Origin of the sequence: Parasphingopyxis sp. (assembly GCF_028279465.1) — a bacterium.
Lineage (GTDB): Bacteria > Pseudomonadota > Alphaproteobacteria > Sphingomonadales > Sphingomonadaceae > Parasphingopyxis.
Genome location: NZ_JANQNS010000001.1, coordinates 57,037 through 72,901 on the forward strand (window position 1 = coordinate 57,037; position 15,865 = coordinate 72,901).

A 15,865-nucleotide genomic window follows, 5' to 3' on the forward strand; every position below is an offset into this window, starting at 1 on the left:
ACACGCCGTAAGCCGTGTCATCTTTGAGCGGCGGAAAGCCGGGATACGCCAATCGCGCTGCACAGGCCGCCCCGACCGAGACATTCGCCGTCCGAGTTCCTATATTACCTCAAAGGAGCAGAATCATGGACGCACGCAAGGGGATCGGCGGGTCGCTCGCCGGGGTCGATATCAAGGAAGAGATTAACCGGCTGCGTAAAGAGCGCAACGCGGTGATCCTCGCCCATTATTATCAGGACCCGGAGATTCAAGACATTGCCGATTTTGTCGGCGACAGCCTTGATCTTTCGCGCAAGGCGGCGGAGACGGATGCGGATGTGATCGCCTTTTGCGGCGTTAAATTCATGGCGGAAACGGCGAAGATTCTCTCGCCGGACAAGATTGTCGTGTTGCCGGACCTCAACGCCGGGTGCAGCCTCGAAGACAGTTGCCCACCCGACAAGTTCAAGGAATTCCGCGACGCGCATCCCGATCATATCGCGCTGACCTACATCAACTGTTCGGCGGCCGTGAAAGCGCTGTCGGATATCATCGTCACCTCGTCGTCGGCGGAAAAAATCCTCAACCAGATTCCCAAGGACCAGAAGATCATCTTCGCGCCCGACAAGCATCTGGGCGCCTATATGGCGCGCAAGACGGGGCGCGAGATGCTGTTATGGCCGGGCGTCTGCATCGTCCATGAGGCGTTCTCGGAGACCGAGCTCCTGAAGCTCAAGGCCAAGCATCCGGGCGCGCCCGTGCTCGCCCATCCCGAATGCCCGGCTGCGATCCTCGATCATGCCGATCATGTCGGCTCGACGAGCTCGATCCTGAAAGCGGCGAAGGAAACGGAGAGCGATACTGTGATCGTCGCGACCGAGCCGCATATCATGCACCAGATGGAAAAGGCGCTGCCCGAGGTGACTTTCATCGGCGCGCCGGGCGCGGACGGCAACTGCAACTGCAATATCTGCCCCTATATGGCGCTCAATACGATGGAGAAGCTCTACATCGCGCTCCGCGATCTCGAACCGCAAATTGAGCTCGACGAAGAGCTGCGCGTGCAGGCGAAAAAGAGCCTCGACAGGATGCTCGAGATGGCGGGGAATACCGTGGGACAGGGGGATGTCGGCGATCCGGGAGCCGGCAGCAGCTAATGGGGTTCACCCTCGACCGTTTCGATCTCGACGCCTTTGTCGCGGACACCCTTGCCGAAGATTTGGGCGAGGGCGGGGATATCACGTCGGCGGCCGTGATCTCCGAAGACGCGCGGTTTCGTGGGGCGATGGACAGCCGGGATGCCATTGTCGTGGCGGGGTTGCCGATTGCCGAGGCCTTTTTCCGGGCGCTCGACTCCGATGTCGAAATCGAAACGCGGGTGGCGGATGGCGATAGCGTGTCCGGCGGAACGGATCTGATGCGGCTGACGGGGCGCGCCCGCGCGATGCTGACGGCGGAGCGCTCGGCGCTGAACACGATCCAGCATCTTTCCGGAATCGCGACGATGACGCGCGCCTATGTCGACGAGATTGCCGGGACGGGCGCGACGTTGCTCGATACGCGCAAGACGATCCCCGGCCTGCGCGCGCTCGAAAAATATGCGACGCGTATGGGCGGCGCGCAGAACCATCGCATGGGCCTGTGGGACGCGGCGATGATCAAGGATAACCATGTGGCGGTCGCGGGCAGTGTCGGCGAGGCGGTGCGCCGGGCCGTCGATGCGGGAATCGCTGATGTTATCGTCGAGGTCGATCGGGTCGATCAGATTGAACCGGCGCTGGAAGCCGGGGCGACGCATCTGCTGCTCGACAATATGCCGCCCGAAATGCTGCGCCGCGCGGTGAAATTGATCGGCGATCGCGTGGCGACCGAAGCGTCCGGCGGCGTTTCGCTGAACAGCATCAACGAGATCGCGAAAACCGGTGTCGATTTCATTTCCGTGGGCCGGCTGACCCAGTCCGCGCCTGCCGCCGATATCGGCCTCGATTTCGCCGAGATCGACTGATGCGGCTTTGGGTAGCTGCTTTGGCGCTGCTCCTGTTGCCATCCATTCTCCATGCTCAGGCCCGCGAATGCCGGGTGCCGGATCGGATCGAGGCCCCGCGCGCCAGCCCCATTCCCCCGGGCGAGCGGCGAGTTGCGCCGGTCACATGGCACATTCTCGCGCTGAGCTGGTCGCCCGAATTCTGCCGAACACGGCGCGGCGACCGGCGGCATCGTATGCAGTGCGGCGGGATTGCCAATGGCGGGGCCGGGCGGTTCGGCTTTATCCTGCACGGGTTATGGCCGGAAACGAACGGGCCGCGCTGGCCGCAATGGTGCCGCCCGGTGACGGCGCTGCCGCGCGCGCTGGTGCGCGAGCATTTGTGCACCACGCCGTCCGTCAGTCTGATCCAGCATGAATGGGCCAAGCATGGCAGCTGCATGACGCGCGATCCGGGCCGCTATCTGCGCGCGGGCACAATCCTCTACCGGGCCGTGCGCTATCCGGACATGAACGCGCTGTCGCGCCGGTCGCTGACGGTTGGCCAGTTCACCCGGGCCTTCGCCGCCGCCAATCGCGGCGTCTCGGCGGATATGATCCGCGTGCAAAGCAATGCGCGGGGCTGGCTGACGGAAGTGCGGATATGCCTGGCGCGCAATTTCCGGCCGCGGCGCTGCCCGAGCTGGCAGCGCGGCGCGCGGGCTAACGAACGGCTCAGGATATGGAGAGGGCGCGGATAGGGCTTCTTTGGTCAGATCTTCGGCTTCGCCGGATTCAGTTTGTCAGAACATTGCTGTCGCAATGTCGCCGCACCGGCCCACTCCCCCTCCCGACCTCCCATAGGGTACAATAAGTGGGAGGTCGGGAGGGGGAGTGGGTCGGTGCCGCGCCGAGCCAAAAGCGAGGTCTGACAAAGACTCACCGGTGCCGCGATTTTCCGTCAGGAAAATTCTGACAGACTAACGCCTTACTTCGCCCTCGATCACCATCGTTTCGGGATGATGCTTGTCGAGATGCTTGCGGATGATCCGCAGGTTGCGCGTGTTGGAGCGGAAGACGAAGTCGACCGCGTCGCCGACAAAGGGTACGGCACCGACCGCGAGGTCGACGCCGATATTGCCGAACATCCGGGCGATTTTCCATTTCGACATGCCGAGATTGCGGGCTTCCCAAACCAGCCATGTGCCCATGGTCGCGGCGATGATGTCACCGATAACCGGAACCAGGCCGAGGATGAAATCCAGCCCGAATTCGCGGTTGACAATCGGCATGGTGAAACCGCGTTCCAGCACCCGTTCCATCGCCTCGATCCGCTGCCGTACCGACGCCGGATCGCGCCCGATTTCGGGAAAACTGTCGGCGATACGATCGAGATGTTCTGAGTTAAGAGCCATGAGTAACCTTTTGTAGTTAAACGCTTTCCTGCCGGAAAACGTCGATCCTCTCACTCTTTATGTAGGAAGCCGGACGGCTTTTAGCTAGGTGGCGCGAGCCGGTCGAGCGGATGGCTGGCGAACCGGTTCGCCATGAAGCCCGAAATCCGGGGAGAGACGAGCGACCAACGGACCGGACGCAGCAGCGGAATGAAGGGCGTGACACTCTGCAATTCCGTTGCCGCTTCGCTGATGCGGATTGCGCGGACGCGGTCGGAACGCACCTCCTGTATCTGGTCCAGCAGGTCGGCATAATCCTCGCTGCAGGGAAGCCCCTGATTGCAGCGAAACTGTTCGAGGAACCAGGTCGCGCTTTCGGTTGCCGCAACCCGGTCGATAAGCCGCAAATCGGCATCCGCGGCCCATTCCACCCGCTCGACCGGCACGCCGACCGCCGCCCAATTGGTCCGCAACACGGCGAAGACGATCCGGCTGCCGGCATCGTCGGGCAGGGCGATCCGCAGCGGTGCGATATCGCCATTCTCCGCCTGCCATTCGGCGACCGCCGTGATTGCGAAAGCGCGCCGCAGATCCATCGTGCTGTTCGCCCATGGCGGGTTGACCGGCACGGCCATGCCCTGCGCATCCGCCGAGACGATGGCGAGCCGGGCTTCGGCCCGGTTCGCGCCGAAATAGCCGGCGAGCTGCCCGCGATCGATCGCGAGCGACAGGATTTCCCGGTTCCGCGGATCGGCCAGAAAGCCGGTCTCCTCGACAATGGCGAGCCCGAACAATCCGTCGACCGGATCGAGCTGCAGCCGGGCCGAATTCGGCTCGACGACATCGGCATAGATCAGAGTGCTCCATCCGCCGCCGAGCACGACATCGGTCTGGCCATTTTCGAACCGCGCCACGGCTTCGGCCGCGCCGCGAAATCGCAATTCGACGGTTTCGGCGGGCGATATGGGCGGCGGTGCGACGATCTCGCCGTCCACATCCTCGGGCGGTTCGCGTCGCGGCGCGAGAAGCACCATCTCGCCATCCGGTTCGTAGCCATCGGCGATCACGAACGGGCCGAGGCCGATATTTTCCACGCGTATCGCGAGTTCGGGCGCGGCGAGCAGTTGCAGGAAATCGAGCTGGGGACGGGCGAGATTGATCTCGATGACCTGTGGCGTAACCGCCTCGATCGCCTCGATATCGGCGAGCAGCGGCGCAAGCCGGCTGTTGCGCTGCGCATTGCGGAGCTGCTGGACGATCTGCCGGGCCGTCACCGCCGTTCCGTCGTCCCAGGTCATGGCGTTCAGGCGGAACACATAGGTTTCGCCCTCGTCGAGCACGATCCAGCGTTGGGCGAGCGCGGGTTCGATCTGCCCTTCCTCGTCGAAGCGCACGAGCCCCTGTGCGGTCGCCGAGAGCAACAAGGCGTCGGATGGCGAGGGGAGGGCGGCGAGCGGTTGGTCGAATGGTGTCGGTTCGCCGATAAAGTCGGCGCGGATCGGGCCGGCATCCTCGCCATCCGTGCAGGCGGCGAACAGCAGGGCCAGAATCGGGAGCGAGGCGCGGATCATTGCGCAGTCGAGAGTAGCAGCGTGCGGCTTGGATGGACATTGGCCGCATTGTCGACCCAGCCCGATACGCGCGGGCTTACGAGCGCGCGGCTGACATAGAAATAGATTGGCAGGATCGGCGCATCGGCGACGAGAATGGCTTCCGCATCCCGCATCAGTTGCGCCCGCCGCGCGGGCTCGGGCTCGGCCAGCGCGGCGTCGAGCGCGGCGTCATAGGCGGGATTCGCATAGCCCGAATAGTTGATCGCGCCGGCGTCCGAGCGGTGGACTGCGAGAAAATTCTCCGGTGCTGAAATATCGCCGATCCAGCCGGACCGGGCGAGCGTGAAATCGGCGCGCCGTAACGCCGCGAAATGCAGCGTCGCCTCGCTGTTGAACAGTTGCGCCTCGACGCCGAGCGGCTCCCACATCGCGGCGAGCGCGACCGACACGCGGCGATGCTCTGCCGTGCTATTGAACCGGATATCGAAAGTGAGGGGATTGTCTGGGCCGTATCCGGCGCCGGCAAGCAACGCCCGCGCCTGATCGCGCCGATCCTCGCGCGACGAATCCACCCATGCGGGCCGTAGCCGATCGAGCCCGGACAGACCCGGCGGGATGATGCCCCATGCCGGGGCCGTCCCGATGGCAAGCAATTCTTCGGATATCCAGCGTCGGTCGACGGCGAGGCTGAGTGCGCGGCGCACGCGGATATCGTCGAACGGCGGCTCGCGCGTATTGAAGGCGAAATAATAGGCGCCGCGATAGGGCGCGATCCGCGTTGCGTCGGGGCGATTGGTTTGCAACCATGCGAGCCGCGTCGAAGGGAATTCGCCTGCGATATCCGCGCCGCCAGCCAGGAATATACGCATCGCCGTCAGGCTATCGTCAACCGGCCGCCATTCGATCTGCGGGATCGGCGCTGCGCCTTCGTGCCATTGCGGGTTGCGTTCGAGCAGCGCCCGGTCGTTCAGCGTCCAGTCGGTCAGACGATAGGCGCCCGACGTCACCAGCGGCCGTTCGCTCGTCCAGTCATCGCCGGCATCGGTGATCCGATGCAGCGGCAGCGCGGCCATCGCCGGATGGGCGAGCAGTTCGAGCAGCGCCGGATAGGGATAGGCGAGCGCGATGTGTACGCGATCCGCCGTAGGCGCCTCCACGGCCGCGATGGCGTCGAATAGCGACGCCGTCGGCGCGGCCGTTGCGGGATCGCGAAGCCGTTCGAAGACGGCCGCGAACAGGGGGGCGGCAATCGGCGCACCATCGGAAAAGGTGAGGTTCGGACGGAGAGTGAATTCCCATTCCAGCCCGTCTTCGGACACCGACCAACGTTCGGCCAGCCCCGGTTCGATCTCAGCATTGGCGGCATAGCGGGTCAGCCCCTCGAACTGGTCGGCCGCTACGCGCAGCGAGGCGAGATCGGATACCGCGTGCGGATCGAGCGACTTGATCTCGTCATCGGCCAGCCGGACCAGGACGTCCTCGGGCGGCGCATTGGCGGTTGGCCCGCCACAGGCCGCTAGGACAAGCGCCCATAGGCAGAATATCGCGCGGAACGGACTCACGTGGCCATGTTAGGCGAAGGTCGCGACCGATACCAAGCGCCGGTTCAGGCGCGCAGCGTTTCCCACGGTCCGGTCACGGCGAGCGTGATGCCGGGCTCCTGAATGTTGACGAACATGATCTGCCCGTCCGGGGAGAAACAGGCACCGCAGAACTCGCTTTTGTCCGCATGCGCGTTACGGGCGAAATCGTAGATCTGCCCCGATGGCGTGAGCCCGCGCAGATAATTTTCATTCTGCCCGTCCTCGCACAGGATCAGATCGCCCCAGGGCGCGACTGCGATATTGTCGCACATGTCGAGCGCATCGGCGCCGGGCGATTCGTAAACTAACGTCAGCGTGCCCGGGTCGGCCGCTTCGCCACTTTGACCTTCGGATACGCTCGGGCTGTATTTCCAGACTTGGCCCGCGCGTTGCACGCCGCCCTGGGTGCAAGTGAAGAAGATGTCGCCGCCGCTACCATCGGGCCGCACGCCATAGTCCATGCCTTCGCCACGATAAAAGCGCGCCGCGCCGGCTGCATAGCCGCGATCGGGCAGGTCGGCGTCGGTCGATTCCACATTGTCGAGATCGATCCAGTCGACGGCGAAGGACCGGCCCTGTTCGATCATGCCGAGCCCGGCGCCGCCCCAGTCGCGCGGCCAGTTGCTGGTCACGGCCGATGGCCATTCGCGGATCGCGAGCGCCTGGAGCTTGCCGCCGCGATGCAGTTCGCCCGGCGTGTCCGGGAGGAAGCGGTAGAACAGGCCCGTGCGGCTGTCCTCGGTCAGATAGATGATGCCGGTATCGGGATCGACGGCCACGGCCTCATGCACGAAGCGACCCATGGCGGTCAGCGGCACCGGCTCGATCAGGCCATTTGCCGAAGACGGCGTCTCGAAAACGAAGCCGTGATAGCGCTGCGACTCTTCGGGCGGCTTGCGCATCGATTCTTCGCAGGTCAGCCAGGACCCCCAAGGGGTGCGCCCGCCAGCGCAATTGGCCGACGTCCCGATCAGCACGAGATAATCCTCGACGAGCTGGCCCGCGCGCATATCGTAAACGACCTTGCTGACGCCGCCGTAAAACGGACTACCGTCCGGCTTCAGCCCGTAGAGCCTGCCGTCGGGCACGCGGTCGAGCAGTGCGTTGTTCGCCCCGAACGGGCTGCCATGTGTCGTGTCCGGCCAAATTTCGTGATTGCGCATCAGGATGCAGCGGTCGGCGCTCGTCGGATCGGCGAAACAGGCCATGCCGTCGGGCCGGCCGGGACGGAAGAAACCATCGGCCATCGCGTCGCCCGTCCGCGAAACGACCGAATAGGCGAAGCCGTCGGGCAGATCGAGCAGCCCGGCCGGGTCGGTGGTCAGGCTGGTCGGCCGCTGCGCCGAGGGGGTGACGGCGGTCAAGCCGCCCAGCGCGATTGTGGAATAGAACAGGCCGGCCGCCTGTCCATATCGGAGGAAGCTACGACGGGAGAGTGTCATGAGGGGAACATCCACGCTAATTTATCGAACGAAACAATATAGTAGCGCGGAAATATGACAGGGAAAACAGTCCTGCGGCCCTTCACTGTCGCTACGGAAGCTTCGGGGAAAAAAGGCGCCCCGCGCCTTTTTTCCGTGAGACTGGTGCGGACGGCGGGACTCGAACCCGCACTCCCTTACGGGAAGCAGATTTTAAGTCTGCAGCGTCTACCGGTTTCGCCACGTCCGCATGGCGCGCAGGGGTGGCCGAACTCGCCGGTTCTTACAAGCGCAAATACGCCGCGCTTAGAAGTTGAGACGCTCGCGCATCTCCTTGCCCGGCTTGAAATAGGGCACGCGCTTGGCGGGCACGGCGACCGACTCGCCGGTGCGCGGATTGCGACCGATGCGCGCCTTGCGCTGACGGGTCGAAAAAGCGCCGAAGCCGCGCAGCTCGACACGGCCTCCATTCGCCAGTTGTTCGGTAATGGCGTTGAAAAAACAGTTGACCAGGCGTTCGATATCCTTGGTCGACAAGTCCGGATTCTCCGCCGCGATCTTCTGAACAAGTTCGGATCGGATCATAATGGCATTCCCCCAAAGGCCAATCGTTGCGACACATACGCATGACTTTTGTCATTGCAGCACCGCCGTGCATATATATTCATGCTTGCGGCAAATGCCTGTTGGTAATGTTCCGCTTTCGTAATTTTTTCAAGGCGAACGGCGCGGATTCGCGGTGGATCGGTGCCAATATCGCATGATTCCGTAGCATTTTGACACGGATCGGCGAAAAAAACAGGCCCGCGCTCGCAAATCCGGTGTGAAACCGAGCTTCGAGTCGCGGGCCTGATTTTCGCCTGACAGTCAGGCGGCGAGACTATTTCTCGTCGCCGTCCTTCTGCTTGAGCGCCTCGCCGAGAATGTCGCCAAGGCTGGCGCCAGAGTCCGTCGAACCATATTGCTTCACGGCCTGCTTCTCTTCGGCAACCTGCAGCGCCTTGATCGAGAAGTTCGGCTTCTTGGAGCGATCGAAACCGACAACCATCGCGTCGAACTTCTGGCCGACCTGGAACCGGTCCGGACGCTGCTCGTCGCGGTCGCGGCCAAGATCGGCGCGCTTGACGAAGCCTGTCGGGCCATCGTCGCCGACCTGAACATCAAGGCCGCCGTCGCGCACGTCGAGAACGGTGACCGTCGCCACCTTGCCCTTGCGCAGATCGCCGCTGTCGGTCGTCGCGCCGCCGCGTTCGAGCTGCTTGATGCCGAGGCTGATGCGTTCCTTTTCCGGATCGACATCGAGGACCACGGCTTTGACCGTTTCGCCCTTGTGATGCAGGTCGAGCGCTTCTTCGCCCGAAACGCCCCAGCTGATGTCCGACATGTGAACCATGCCGTCGACATCGCCGTCGAGACCGATGAACAGGCCGAATTCGGTGGCGTTCTTGACTTCGCCTTCGACTTCGGTGCCGACCGGATAGCGCTCGGCGAAGCTGTCCCACGGATTGTCCTGCGCCTGTTTGAGACCAAGGCTGATCCGGCGCTTCTCTTCATCGACTTCGAGAACGACAACTTCGACCTGCTCCGAGGTCGAGACGATCTTGCCCGGATGGACGTTCTTTTTCGTCCAGCTCATCTCGGAAACGTGAACCAGGCCTTCGATGCCCGATTCCAGCTCGACGAACGCGCCATATTCGGTGATGTTCGTGACCCGGCCGGTGAAGCGGGCATCGACCGGATATTTGGCCGAAGCGCCTTCCCACGGATCGGTTTCGAGCTGCTTCATGCCGAGGCTGATGCGCTGCGTCTCGCGGTTGATGCGGACGATCTGTACGGTGACCTTGTCGCCGATATTCACCATCTCGGACGGGTGGTTGATCCGCTTGTAGCTCATGTCGGTGACATGCAGCAAACCGTCGATGCCTCCGAGATCAACGAACGCACCATAATCGGTGATGTTCTTGACGACGCCCTCGATCACCTGGCCCTCGGTAAGGCTCTGGATCAGATCGCTGCGCTGTTCGGCGCGCGTCTCTTCGAGAACGGCGCGGCGAGAAACGACGATATTGCCGCGGCGGCGATCCATCTTCAGAATCTGGAACGGCTGCGGAATGTCCATCAGCGGAGTGACGTCGCGCACGGGGCGGATATCGACCTGGCTGCCGGGCAGGAAGGCCACGGCGCCGCCGAGATCGACCGTGAAGCCGCCTTTGACGCGGCCAAAGATCGTACCCTCGACGCGGGCTTCCTTGTCATATTCGGCTTCTAGCCGATCCCAGGCGGCTTCGCGACGGGCGCGGTCGCGGCTCAGCATCGCTTCGCCATTGGCGTTCTCGACGCGGTCGACATAGACTTCGACCTCGTCGCCGACATTCAGTTCGGCCTTCTGGCCCGGGCTCGCAAATTCGCGCAGCGGCACACGGCCTTCGGATTTCAGGCCGACATCGATGACGGCCAGATCATTTTCGATACCGGTGACGGTCCCTTTGACGACGCGGCCTTCGAAGCCGTCGGAATCGCCCAGGGTCTCGTTGAGCAGTTTTTCAAAATCGTCCCGCGTGGGGTTCGGCGCAGTTGCCATGGATAAACAGTCCTTCAATTTTTCGTTTCAGGCCATCCGGTTGTCTCCGGAGGTCTTGGAACAAAGCTGCGGCGCCGGCCTCATGCCGGCCCCGCATCCATCGGCCGTTTCGTTCGCAAAAGCCCGCCTCATGCTAGACGCACAAAACGCACCAGAGCCGCGGCGCATGCGCCGCTGCCTGATACGTTGCTGGGTGGATGCGGTTCTTACCGCTTACCCGTCCGAGCTTCTACGAGCGCAATCGCCCGCTGGACGGCCGCGGATATAGTCAGGTTCGTCGTGTCGAGCAAGTCCGCATCGTCCGCGCGTTTCAGGGGCGCGCTGGCGCGTTCGGAGTCGCGGCGGTCGCGGGCTTCGATATCGGCGAGAATGGCGGCGCGATCGGCATCGGGATTGTCCTGCACCTCGTCCCTGTACCGACGGTCGGCGCGGGCCTCCGCGCTCGCTTCGACGAACAGCTTGGCATGGGCGTGCGGCGCGATCACCGTGCCGATATCGCGCCCGTCGAGCACCGCGCCGCCCGGTTGGTCGGCGAACGCCTTTTGCCGCTCGATCAGCGCCGCGCGTACGACCGGATGGACCGACACGCGCGAGGCGTATGTGCCCGCCGTTTCGCTGCGCAGCTCCGGATCGTCGAGCAATATATCCGGAAAATCGCAGCCGGCGAGCGCGTCCACCGGATCGTCCGGATCGCCGTCCGCGCGCAATACGCTGACGCCGACGGCGCGGTAGAGCAGCCCAGTATCGAGCCATGGCAGGCCAAAATGGGCCGCGAGCGCGCGGGCGATCGTGCCCTTGCCGGATGCGGCGGGTCCGTCGACGGCGATCACGGTCATGGGATATCGTTCCGAGCGAGCCAGCCGCTCAATATCGCTTCGGTTTCCAGCGGTCGGTCGCTCATAAATCCATGTGATCCGCCCGGAACGACTGCCAGCTCCGCACCGGGCGCGAGTCGCACAAAATCCTGCACGGTATCGATGCGCGCGGAATCATATTGGCCGATCAGAAAAAGGATGCGTGTCCCATCCACGTCGCGCAGCAAATGGGTGGCGTCATAGGTGCGCAGCGTGCCGGTCGAGCTGAATTCGCTCGGTCCCCACATGCCGCGATAGATGACCGGATTGGGGCCATTGCCGCCAACCCGCGCGGCATAAGCGCGCGCCGCCTCGCTGGATGGGACACGCTCATAATAGCGCGAATAGAGCATAGTGAAGACCGCAATGCATTGTTCCGGTGATGGCGGATCATCGCTTTCACAGGCTTCCAACACAGGGTGCATCTCTTCTGGCAAGTCGGCGATCAGCAGGTTAGCATCGGTGATCCAGTGCGGTGTCGAGATGAAAGTGCCGCCCAGCACCGTCGATGCGCTATGCTGCGAATAGCGGGCGGTATACTCAAGCGCGATTGCAGAGCCCCAGCTCATACCAACAATGTGCCACCGATCCACGCCTAGCGTCTGTCGGATCGTCTCCAGCGTATCGACAAAGCGTTCGACGCGCCAATTGGCCGGATCATTGGGCCGGTCGGAACGCCCGCTGTCCAACTGGTCATACATGATGACAGGGCGGTCACTGGCGAGGCCGAGCATTGCCGCAAAGCCGTTATGGATGCCACCCGGGCCGCCGTGGAGAAAGATGGCCGGTATGGCGTCAGACGCTAGATCGCCATTGATCCGCACATAAACGCGCCCCCCCTCTACCGGGATCATCACTTCGCGGTCGGGATCGGCATAAGGTTGGACCGGGCGCGCTTGCCCGGCCTGTCCGGGGCCTGCCACAAACAGGGCTAGCGCGCCAAAAAATAGGGCTAGTATGCGCAGGGAAGCGTTTGCGACTATCATACTGTATCCCGAGCTCTCTTCCGCTGTTTAGCACGCGCCATATGCCGAACAACGATATTACATTCCAGACATTTTGCAGCGAAAAGCTGGCCCAGTTCACATTGACCATCAGCGACTAGGCAAGCAGCAGCGAGCCGGCAATATTCATGCAGTTATAGAAAATCCCAATGGCTTGTTGAGCGCATTGGTGTAGAAATCGGCGAACACAATCCGCCCGGTATCGAGCCAGGGCAGGCCGAAATGCGCCGCAAGCGCCCGGGCGATCGTGCCCTTGCCCGATGCGGCGGGTCCGTCGACGGCGATGATCATGCGACCGTCGCTCCCAGATCCTCCAACATCGGCGGAAAGCTTGGAAAACTCGTGGCGATCGGCCGGATATCGTCGATCTTCACGCCATGCGCCGAGACGAGACCCGCAACGGCGAAGCTCATCGCGATCCGGTGATCAAGCTCGGCGGCGATGGTCGGGGTTGCATAATCGCCGCGCAGTTTCTCGCCGCCCGAGCCGGTGATCGTCAGCCCGTCCTCGCTTTCCTCGACCGGCACACCCAGTTGCTTAAGCCCGCGTGCCATGACCGCGAGTCTGTCCGATTCCTTGTGGCGAAGCTCGCCAAGACCCGTGCAGACGGTCTTCCCTTCCGCCAGTGCGGCGGCGATGAACAGAATCGGGAATTCGTCGATCATCCGCGGTGCGATGTCCGGCGGGACTTCGATGCCGGTCAATGCGCTGTGTTTGACATGGATATCAGCCACAGGCTCGCCGCCGACATCGCGCTCATTACCATAGCTGATATCGGCGCCCATTTCGCGCAGAACCTCAATCAGCCCGGCGCGCGTTTCGTTGATGCCGACATGCCGGACCCAGATATCGGAATCCGGCACCAGCAGCGCCGCAACCATCGGAAAGGCGGCGGAGGAGGGGTCGCCGGGAACGCTCATCATCGGTTGCGGGTGCAGTTCCGCTTCGCCCGTCACGGCGATGACCCGCTCGCCATCGACCTCTTCGATGTTCACCTCTGCGCCAAAGCCGTTCAGCATCCGTTCGCTATGGTCGCGCGTGCGCTCAGGCTCGATCACCTTGGTGATGCCGGGCGTGTTGAGCGCGGCCAGCATGATCGCGGATTTCACCTGTGCCGAAGCGACGGGCAGACGATATTCGATCGGCACGGCCGGCACGCGGCCATGCACCATCAGCGGCATTCTGTTCTCCGGCGTCACCGAGAAATCCGCGCCCATGGTCGAGAGCGGCGTGATCACGCGGCCCATCGGACGCTTCGACAAGGATGGGTCGCCGATAAATGTCGCGGTGATCGCATGGCTCGCGACCAAGCCCATCAGCAGCCGCGCGCTCGTGCCCGAATTGCCCATATCGAGCGCTGTTTCCGGCTGGAGAAGCCCGCCCACGCCGACGCCGTTCACCACCCAGTTGCCGTTCGAATCCTGGCCGATCTGCGCGCCCATCGACCAGAGCGCGGCGACGGTTGCGAGCACATCCTCGCTTTCCAGCAGTCCTTCGATCCGGCTCTCGCCGACCGCCATGGCCGAGAGGATCAGGGCGCGGTGGCTGATTGATTTGTCGCCCGGCACGCGGGCATAGCCGCGCAGCGGCCCATGCGCGGAAAAAGTGCGGGAAATCGGCGTTTCTGACATGTTGGTCCTTGCTTTGGACGGAGAGGCATGGTCTGACATTCCTGCGCAATATGGTCGCACGGGCCGGACCCTGTTCAAACGGGACTTGGCTTTTGACAGTGGCAATCCCATGTGGCAAGCGCGCGCCCGATCCGGGCAATAGACGCCCGAATATTTTCCGAAGAGATGAGAGACAATATCCAATGGTGAAGCCAGAATGGGGCACGAAGCGGACCTGTCCGAAATGCGGCGCCCGCTTTTACGATCTCGGCGAAGACGATCCCGTTACCTGCATCGAATGCGGGGCGGAATGGGAGCCCGAACCCGTGCTGAAGTCCAAACAGCCGGTCATTTTCGACGACGATAAAAAGGACGACAAGGACAAGAAGGACGATGCCGATCTGTCCGGCGACGATGACGACGATGAGGATCTCGTCGCCGATGTTGATGAAGATGCGGACATCAATCCGGACGATGAGGTCGATCTGGGCGGGGACGACGATATTCAGGTCGACACCAGCTCCAGCGACGATGACAAGGAAGACGATAGCTAGAAATTAAGCTATCTTGCGTATTGCGGGCGGCGGCGTTACATGCGCCGCTCCCGCATCTGATGGGGCCGTAGCTCAGCTGGGAGAGCGCTACACTGGCAGTGTAGAGGTCAGGGGTTCGATCCCCCTCGGCTCCACCAGTTTTCGGAGAAAGAAATCGTCCGGGGGGACGATTTCCCGAAAACTCCCCAAGCGATAGCGAGGGGCATTCCACCAACTCATCCGAAACTTTTCACCCGCCTGCCTGCGCGACGGACGTTTATCCGATCGCGCGTGCCGTCATGCGCTAACATCCGCACGGGCCGCTAATCGATTATTGCCCTCTACCGCCAGAAAATAAGCGTTTTCGGGGCTTTTTTGCGCTTTCACGACGCTTGTCGATGCTCACGCCGCCTTCGCCGAAAACGGGAACATTGTTTTCGCGGCATGGCATATACCGCTCTCCATAAACCGATTTGGTGAAATTATCGAATGCAGGGGCACGGCATTCGGACCTAGCTGGCGAACCTCGCTGGCACGGTTCGGAGATGGGAGTTTGTCGGAGAGTCCAGGGAGGCTGCATGAGGATCGGTTTTGTGCTGTTCGAGAACAGCTTCGAGCGCGACATCGCCTTGCCGCGCCAATATCTATCGAAATTTCAGGGTGTTGAAATCGATCTTGTGGCGCCTCGCCCAAGCCGCGTCGAGCTGGATTGCGGCTGTGCGGTGATGCCGGATATGGCGTTCGATGATGCGGCGGATTTTGACATCCTCTGCGTGCCGGGCGGCAGCGGTGTCGTTCAGGGCCTGGCCGCGCCCGAACTGCTCGATTTTTTGGCCGCGCGGGCGGAACAGGCGCAGATCGTCGCCGCGGTTGGCACCGGCACCTTTCTGCTCGGCGGGGCCGGGCTTCTGGTCGGCAAATCGGCGACGACTCACCCGGCTTATGGCGATCTTCTGGAAGAGATGGGCGGCCGCTACGTCCAGCAGGATGTGGTCGCCGATGGCAATGTGATCACAGCCAGCGTCGCCGATGCCGCGCCGGCCTTCGTAGCAGCAATAGCCGAACGCGCAGGGCTGGCCGAGGCAAATGGCGCGCCGAGATTGCCAGCCGCGCTGGACCGGCAAGAGGAATGCGCCTGCCTGCCGAGCAAGGCCGAGGCCGTCTATGCGTCTCGCGTGGCCGAAGTCCGAACCGCGATCGAGACAGAGATGCCCGACGGGCAATATACCTTCTAGCCGCTGAAAATATTTGAAAAAACAAATAGATATGCCGTGGTGTGAGCGCGCCGGGGCAACGTGTTACGCACATGCAGATAAGTCGCACACACGATCTAATCCCGGAGCCATGCTTGTGAAAATGTCAGGAAAGTGACAAGAGGCGCCTTGTCCAC

At 62.7% G+C, this 15,865-nt stretch carries 14 protein-coding genes, 2 tRNA genes and 1 pseudogene; 6 read left to right on the plus strand and 11 right to left on the minus strand.

What is annotated here, in order from left to right:
• Positions 1 to 125 precede the first annotated feature (125 nt).
• The 3 genes from nadA to Q0974_RS00335 are packed head-to-tail and all read left to right on the plus strand — an operon-like array spanning position 126 to position 2,703.
• Positions 126 to 1,136 (plus strand): quinolinate synthase NadA, encoded by a 1,011-nt coding sequence (gene nadA / locus Q0974_RS00325; RefSeq protein WP_299321315.1) that lies wholly within the window; start codon positions 126 to 128, stop codon positions 1,134 to 1,136.
• Positions 1,136 to 1,984, plus strand: coding sequence for a carboxylating nicotinate-nucleotide diphosphorylase (gene nadC / locus Q0974_RS00330; protein ID WP_299321316.1), 849 nt, complete (start codon positions 1,136 to 1,138; stop codon positions 1,982 to 1,984). Before nadA ends, nadC begins: the two co-directional genes overlap by 1 nt.
• On the plus strand, positions 1,984 to 2,703 hold the full coding sequence (locus Q0974_RS00335) for a ribonuclease T (protein ID WP_299321317.1): 720 nt from the start codon (positions 1,984 to 1,986) through the stop codon (positions 2,701 to 2,703). The genes nadC and Q0974_RS00335 overlap by 1 nt, the downstream gene beginning before the upstream one ends.
• Before the next feature lie 219 nt (positions 2,704 to 2,922).
• Here the strand turns inward: Q0974_RS00335 and Q0974_RS00340 are convergent, their stop codons facing one another.
• The 11 genes and pseudogenes from Q0974_RS00340 to aroA form a co-directional block, all read right to left on the minus strand.
• On the minus strand, positions 2,923 to 3,357 hold the full coding sequence (locus Q0974_RS00340) for a DUF4112 domain-containing protein (RefSeq protein ID WP_299321318.1): 435 nt from the start codon (positions 3,355 to 3,357) through the stop codon (positions 2,923 to 2,925).
• Between the two features lie 80 nt (positions 3,358 to 3,437).
• Positions 3,438 to 4,907: an ABC transporter substrate-binding protein gene (locus Q0974_RS00345; protein ID WP_299321319.1), complete on the minus strand. Its 1,470-nt coding sequence runs from the start codon at positions 4,905 to 4,907 to the stop codon at positions 3,438 to 3,440.
• A complete protein-coding gene (locus Q0974_RS00350; RefSeq protein ID WP_299321320.1) occupies positions 4,904 to 6,451 on the minus strand; it encodes an ABC transporter substrate-binding protein in 1,548 nt (515 codons plus the stop codon). Before Q0974_RS00350 ends, Q0974_RS00345 begins: the two co-directional genes overlap by 4 nt.
• 44 nt (positions 6,452 to 6,495) lie before the next feature.
• Positions 6,496 to 7,914: an alkaline phosphatase PhoX gene (locus tag Q0974_RS00355; RefSeq protein ID WP_299321321.1), complete on the minus strand. Its 1,419-nt coding sequence runs from the start codon at positions 7,912 to 7,914 to the stop codon at positions 6,496 to 6,498.
• Between the two features lie 142 nt (positions 7,915 to 8,056).
• A tRNA-Leu gene (locus Q0974_RS00360) sits at positions 8,057 to 8,143 on the minus strand.
• 56 nt (positions 8,144 to 8,199) lie between these two features.
• A complete protein-coding gene (locus Q0974_RS00365) occupies positions 8,200 to 8,478 on the minus strand; it encodes an integration host factor subunit beta (RefSeq protein WP_299321322.1) in 279 nt (92 codons plus the stop codon).
• 295 nt (positions 8,479 to 8,773) lie between these two features.
• Positions 8,774 to 10,474 carry a 30S ribosomal protein S1 gene (gene rpsA, locus Q0974_RS00370; RefSeq protein ID WP_299321323.1) on the minus strand — a complete coding sequence of 567 codons (1,701 nt, stop codon included), beginning with the start codon at positions 10,472 to 10,474 and terminating at the stop codon, positions 8,774 to 8,776.
• A gap of 206 nt (positions 10,475 to 10,680) precedes the next feature.
• On the minus strand, positions 10,681 to 11,310 hold the full coding sequence (locus tag Q0974_RS00375; protein WP_299321325.1) for a d(CMP) kinase: 630 nt from the start codon (positions 11,308 to 11,310) through the stop codon (positions 10,681 to 10,683).
• Positions 11,307 to 12,251: a proline iminopeptidase-family hydrolase gene (locus tag Q0974_RS00380; protein ID WP_299321327.1), complete on the minus strand. Its 945-nt coding sequence runs from the start codon at positions 12,249 to 12,251 to the stop codon at positions 11,307 to 11,309. Before Q0974_RS00380 ends, Q0974_RS00375 begins: the two co-directional genes overlap by 4 nt.
• A gap of 270 nt (positions 12,252 to 12,521) precedes the next feature.
• Positions 12,522 to 12,623, minus strand: a pseudogene (locus Q0974_RS00385) ((d)CMP kinase); the annotation flags it as partial.
• Positions 12,620 to 13,963 (minus strand): 3-phosphoshikimate 1-carboxyvinyltransferase, encoded by a 1,344-nt coding sequence (aroA, locus tag Q0974_RS00390; protein WP_299321328.1) that lies wholly within the window; start codon positions 13,961 to 13,963, stop codon positions 12,620 to 12,622. The pseudogene Q0974_RS00385 and the gene aroA, both read right to left, overlap by 4 nt.
• A 182-nt stretch (positions 13,964 to 14,145) precedes the next feature.
• On the opposite strand from aroA, the gene Q0974_RS00395 reads away from it, so the two are divergent.
• From Q0974_RS00395 to Q0974_RS00405, 3 genes are all read left to right on the plus strand, one after another.
• Positions 14,146 to 14,496, plus strand: coding sequence for a TIGR02300 family protein (locus tag Q0974_RS00395; protein ID WP_299321330.1), 351 nt, complete (start codon positions 14,146 to 14,148; stop codon positions 14,494 to 14,496).
• A 61-nt stretch (positions 14,497 to 14,557) separates the two neighbouring features.
• Positions 14,558 to 14,633 (plus strand) — tRNA-Ala (locus Q0974_RS00400).
• A gap of 420 nt (positions 14,634 to 15,053) precedes the next feature.
• On the plus strand, positions 15,054 to 15,710 hold the full coding sequence (locus Q0974_RS00405) for a DJ-1/PfpI family protein (protein WP_299321331.1): 657 nt from the start codon (positions 15,054 to 15,056) through the stop codon (positions 15,708 to 15,710).
• The last annotated feature ends 155 nt before the right edge of the window (positions 15,711 to 15,865 follow it).

What these genes read in the sequence shown, in the direction of transcription:
- nadA (WP_299321315.1), top strand. Translation starts at nt 126, where the DNA reads ATGGACGCACGCAAGGGGATCGGCGGGTCGCTCGCCGGGGTCGATATC.
- nadC (WP_299321316.1), top strand. Translation starts at nt 1,136, where the DNA reads ATGGGGTTCACCCTCGACCGTTTCGATCTCGACGCCTTTGTCGCGGAC.
- Q0974_RS00335 (WP_299321317.1), top strand. Translation starts at nt 1,984, where the DNA reads ATGCGGCTTTGGGTAGCTGCTTTGGCGCTGCTCCTGTTGCCATCCATT.
- Q0974_RS00340 (WP_299321318.1), bottom strand. Translation starts at nt 3,357, where the DNA reads ATGGCTCTTAACTCAGAACATCTCGATCGTATCGCCGACAGTTTTCCC.
- Q0974_RS00345 (WP_299321319.1), bottom strand. Translation starts at nt 4,907, where the DNA reads ATGATCCGCGCCTCGCTCCCGATTCTGGCCCTGCTGTTCGCCGCCTGC.
- Q0974_RS00355 (WP_299321321.1), bottom strand. Translation starts at nt 7,914, where the DNA reads ATGACACTCTCCCGTCGTAGCTTCCTCCGATATGGACAGGCGGCCGGC.
- Q0974_RS00365 (WP_299321322.1), bottom strand. Translation starts at nt 8,478, where the DNA reads ATGATCCGATCCGAACTTGTTCAGAAGATCGCGGCGGAGAATCCGGAC.
- rpsA (WP_299321323.1), bottom strand. Translation starts at nt 10,474, where the DNA reads ATGGCAACTGCGCCGAACCCCACGCGGGACGATTTTGAAAAACTGCTC.
- Q0974_RS00375 (WP_299321325.1), bottom strand. Translation starts at nt 11,310, where the DNA reads ATGACCGTGATCGCCGTCGACGGACCCGCCGCATCCGGCAAGGGCACG.
- aroA (WP_299321328.1), bottom strand. Translation starts at nt 13,963, where the DNA reads ATGTCAGAAACGCCGATTTCCCGCACTTTTTCCGCGCATGGGCCGCTG.
- Q0974_RS00395 (WP_299321330.1), top strand. Translation starts at nt 14,146, where the DNA reads ATGGTGAAGCCAGAATGGGGCACGAAGCGGACCTGTCCGAAATGCGGC.
- Q0974_RS00405 (WP_299321331.1), top strand. Translation starts at nt 15,054, where the DNA reads ATGAGGATCGGTTTTGTGCTGTTCGAGAACAGCTTCGAGCGCGACATC.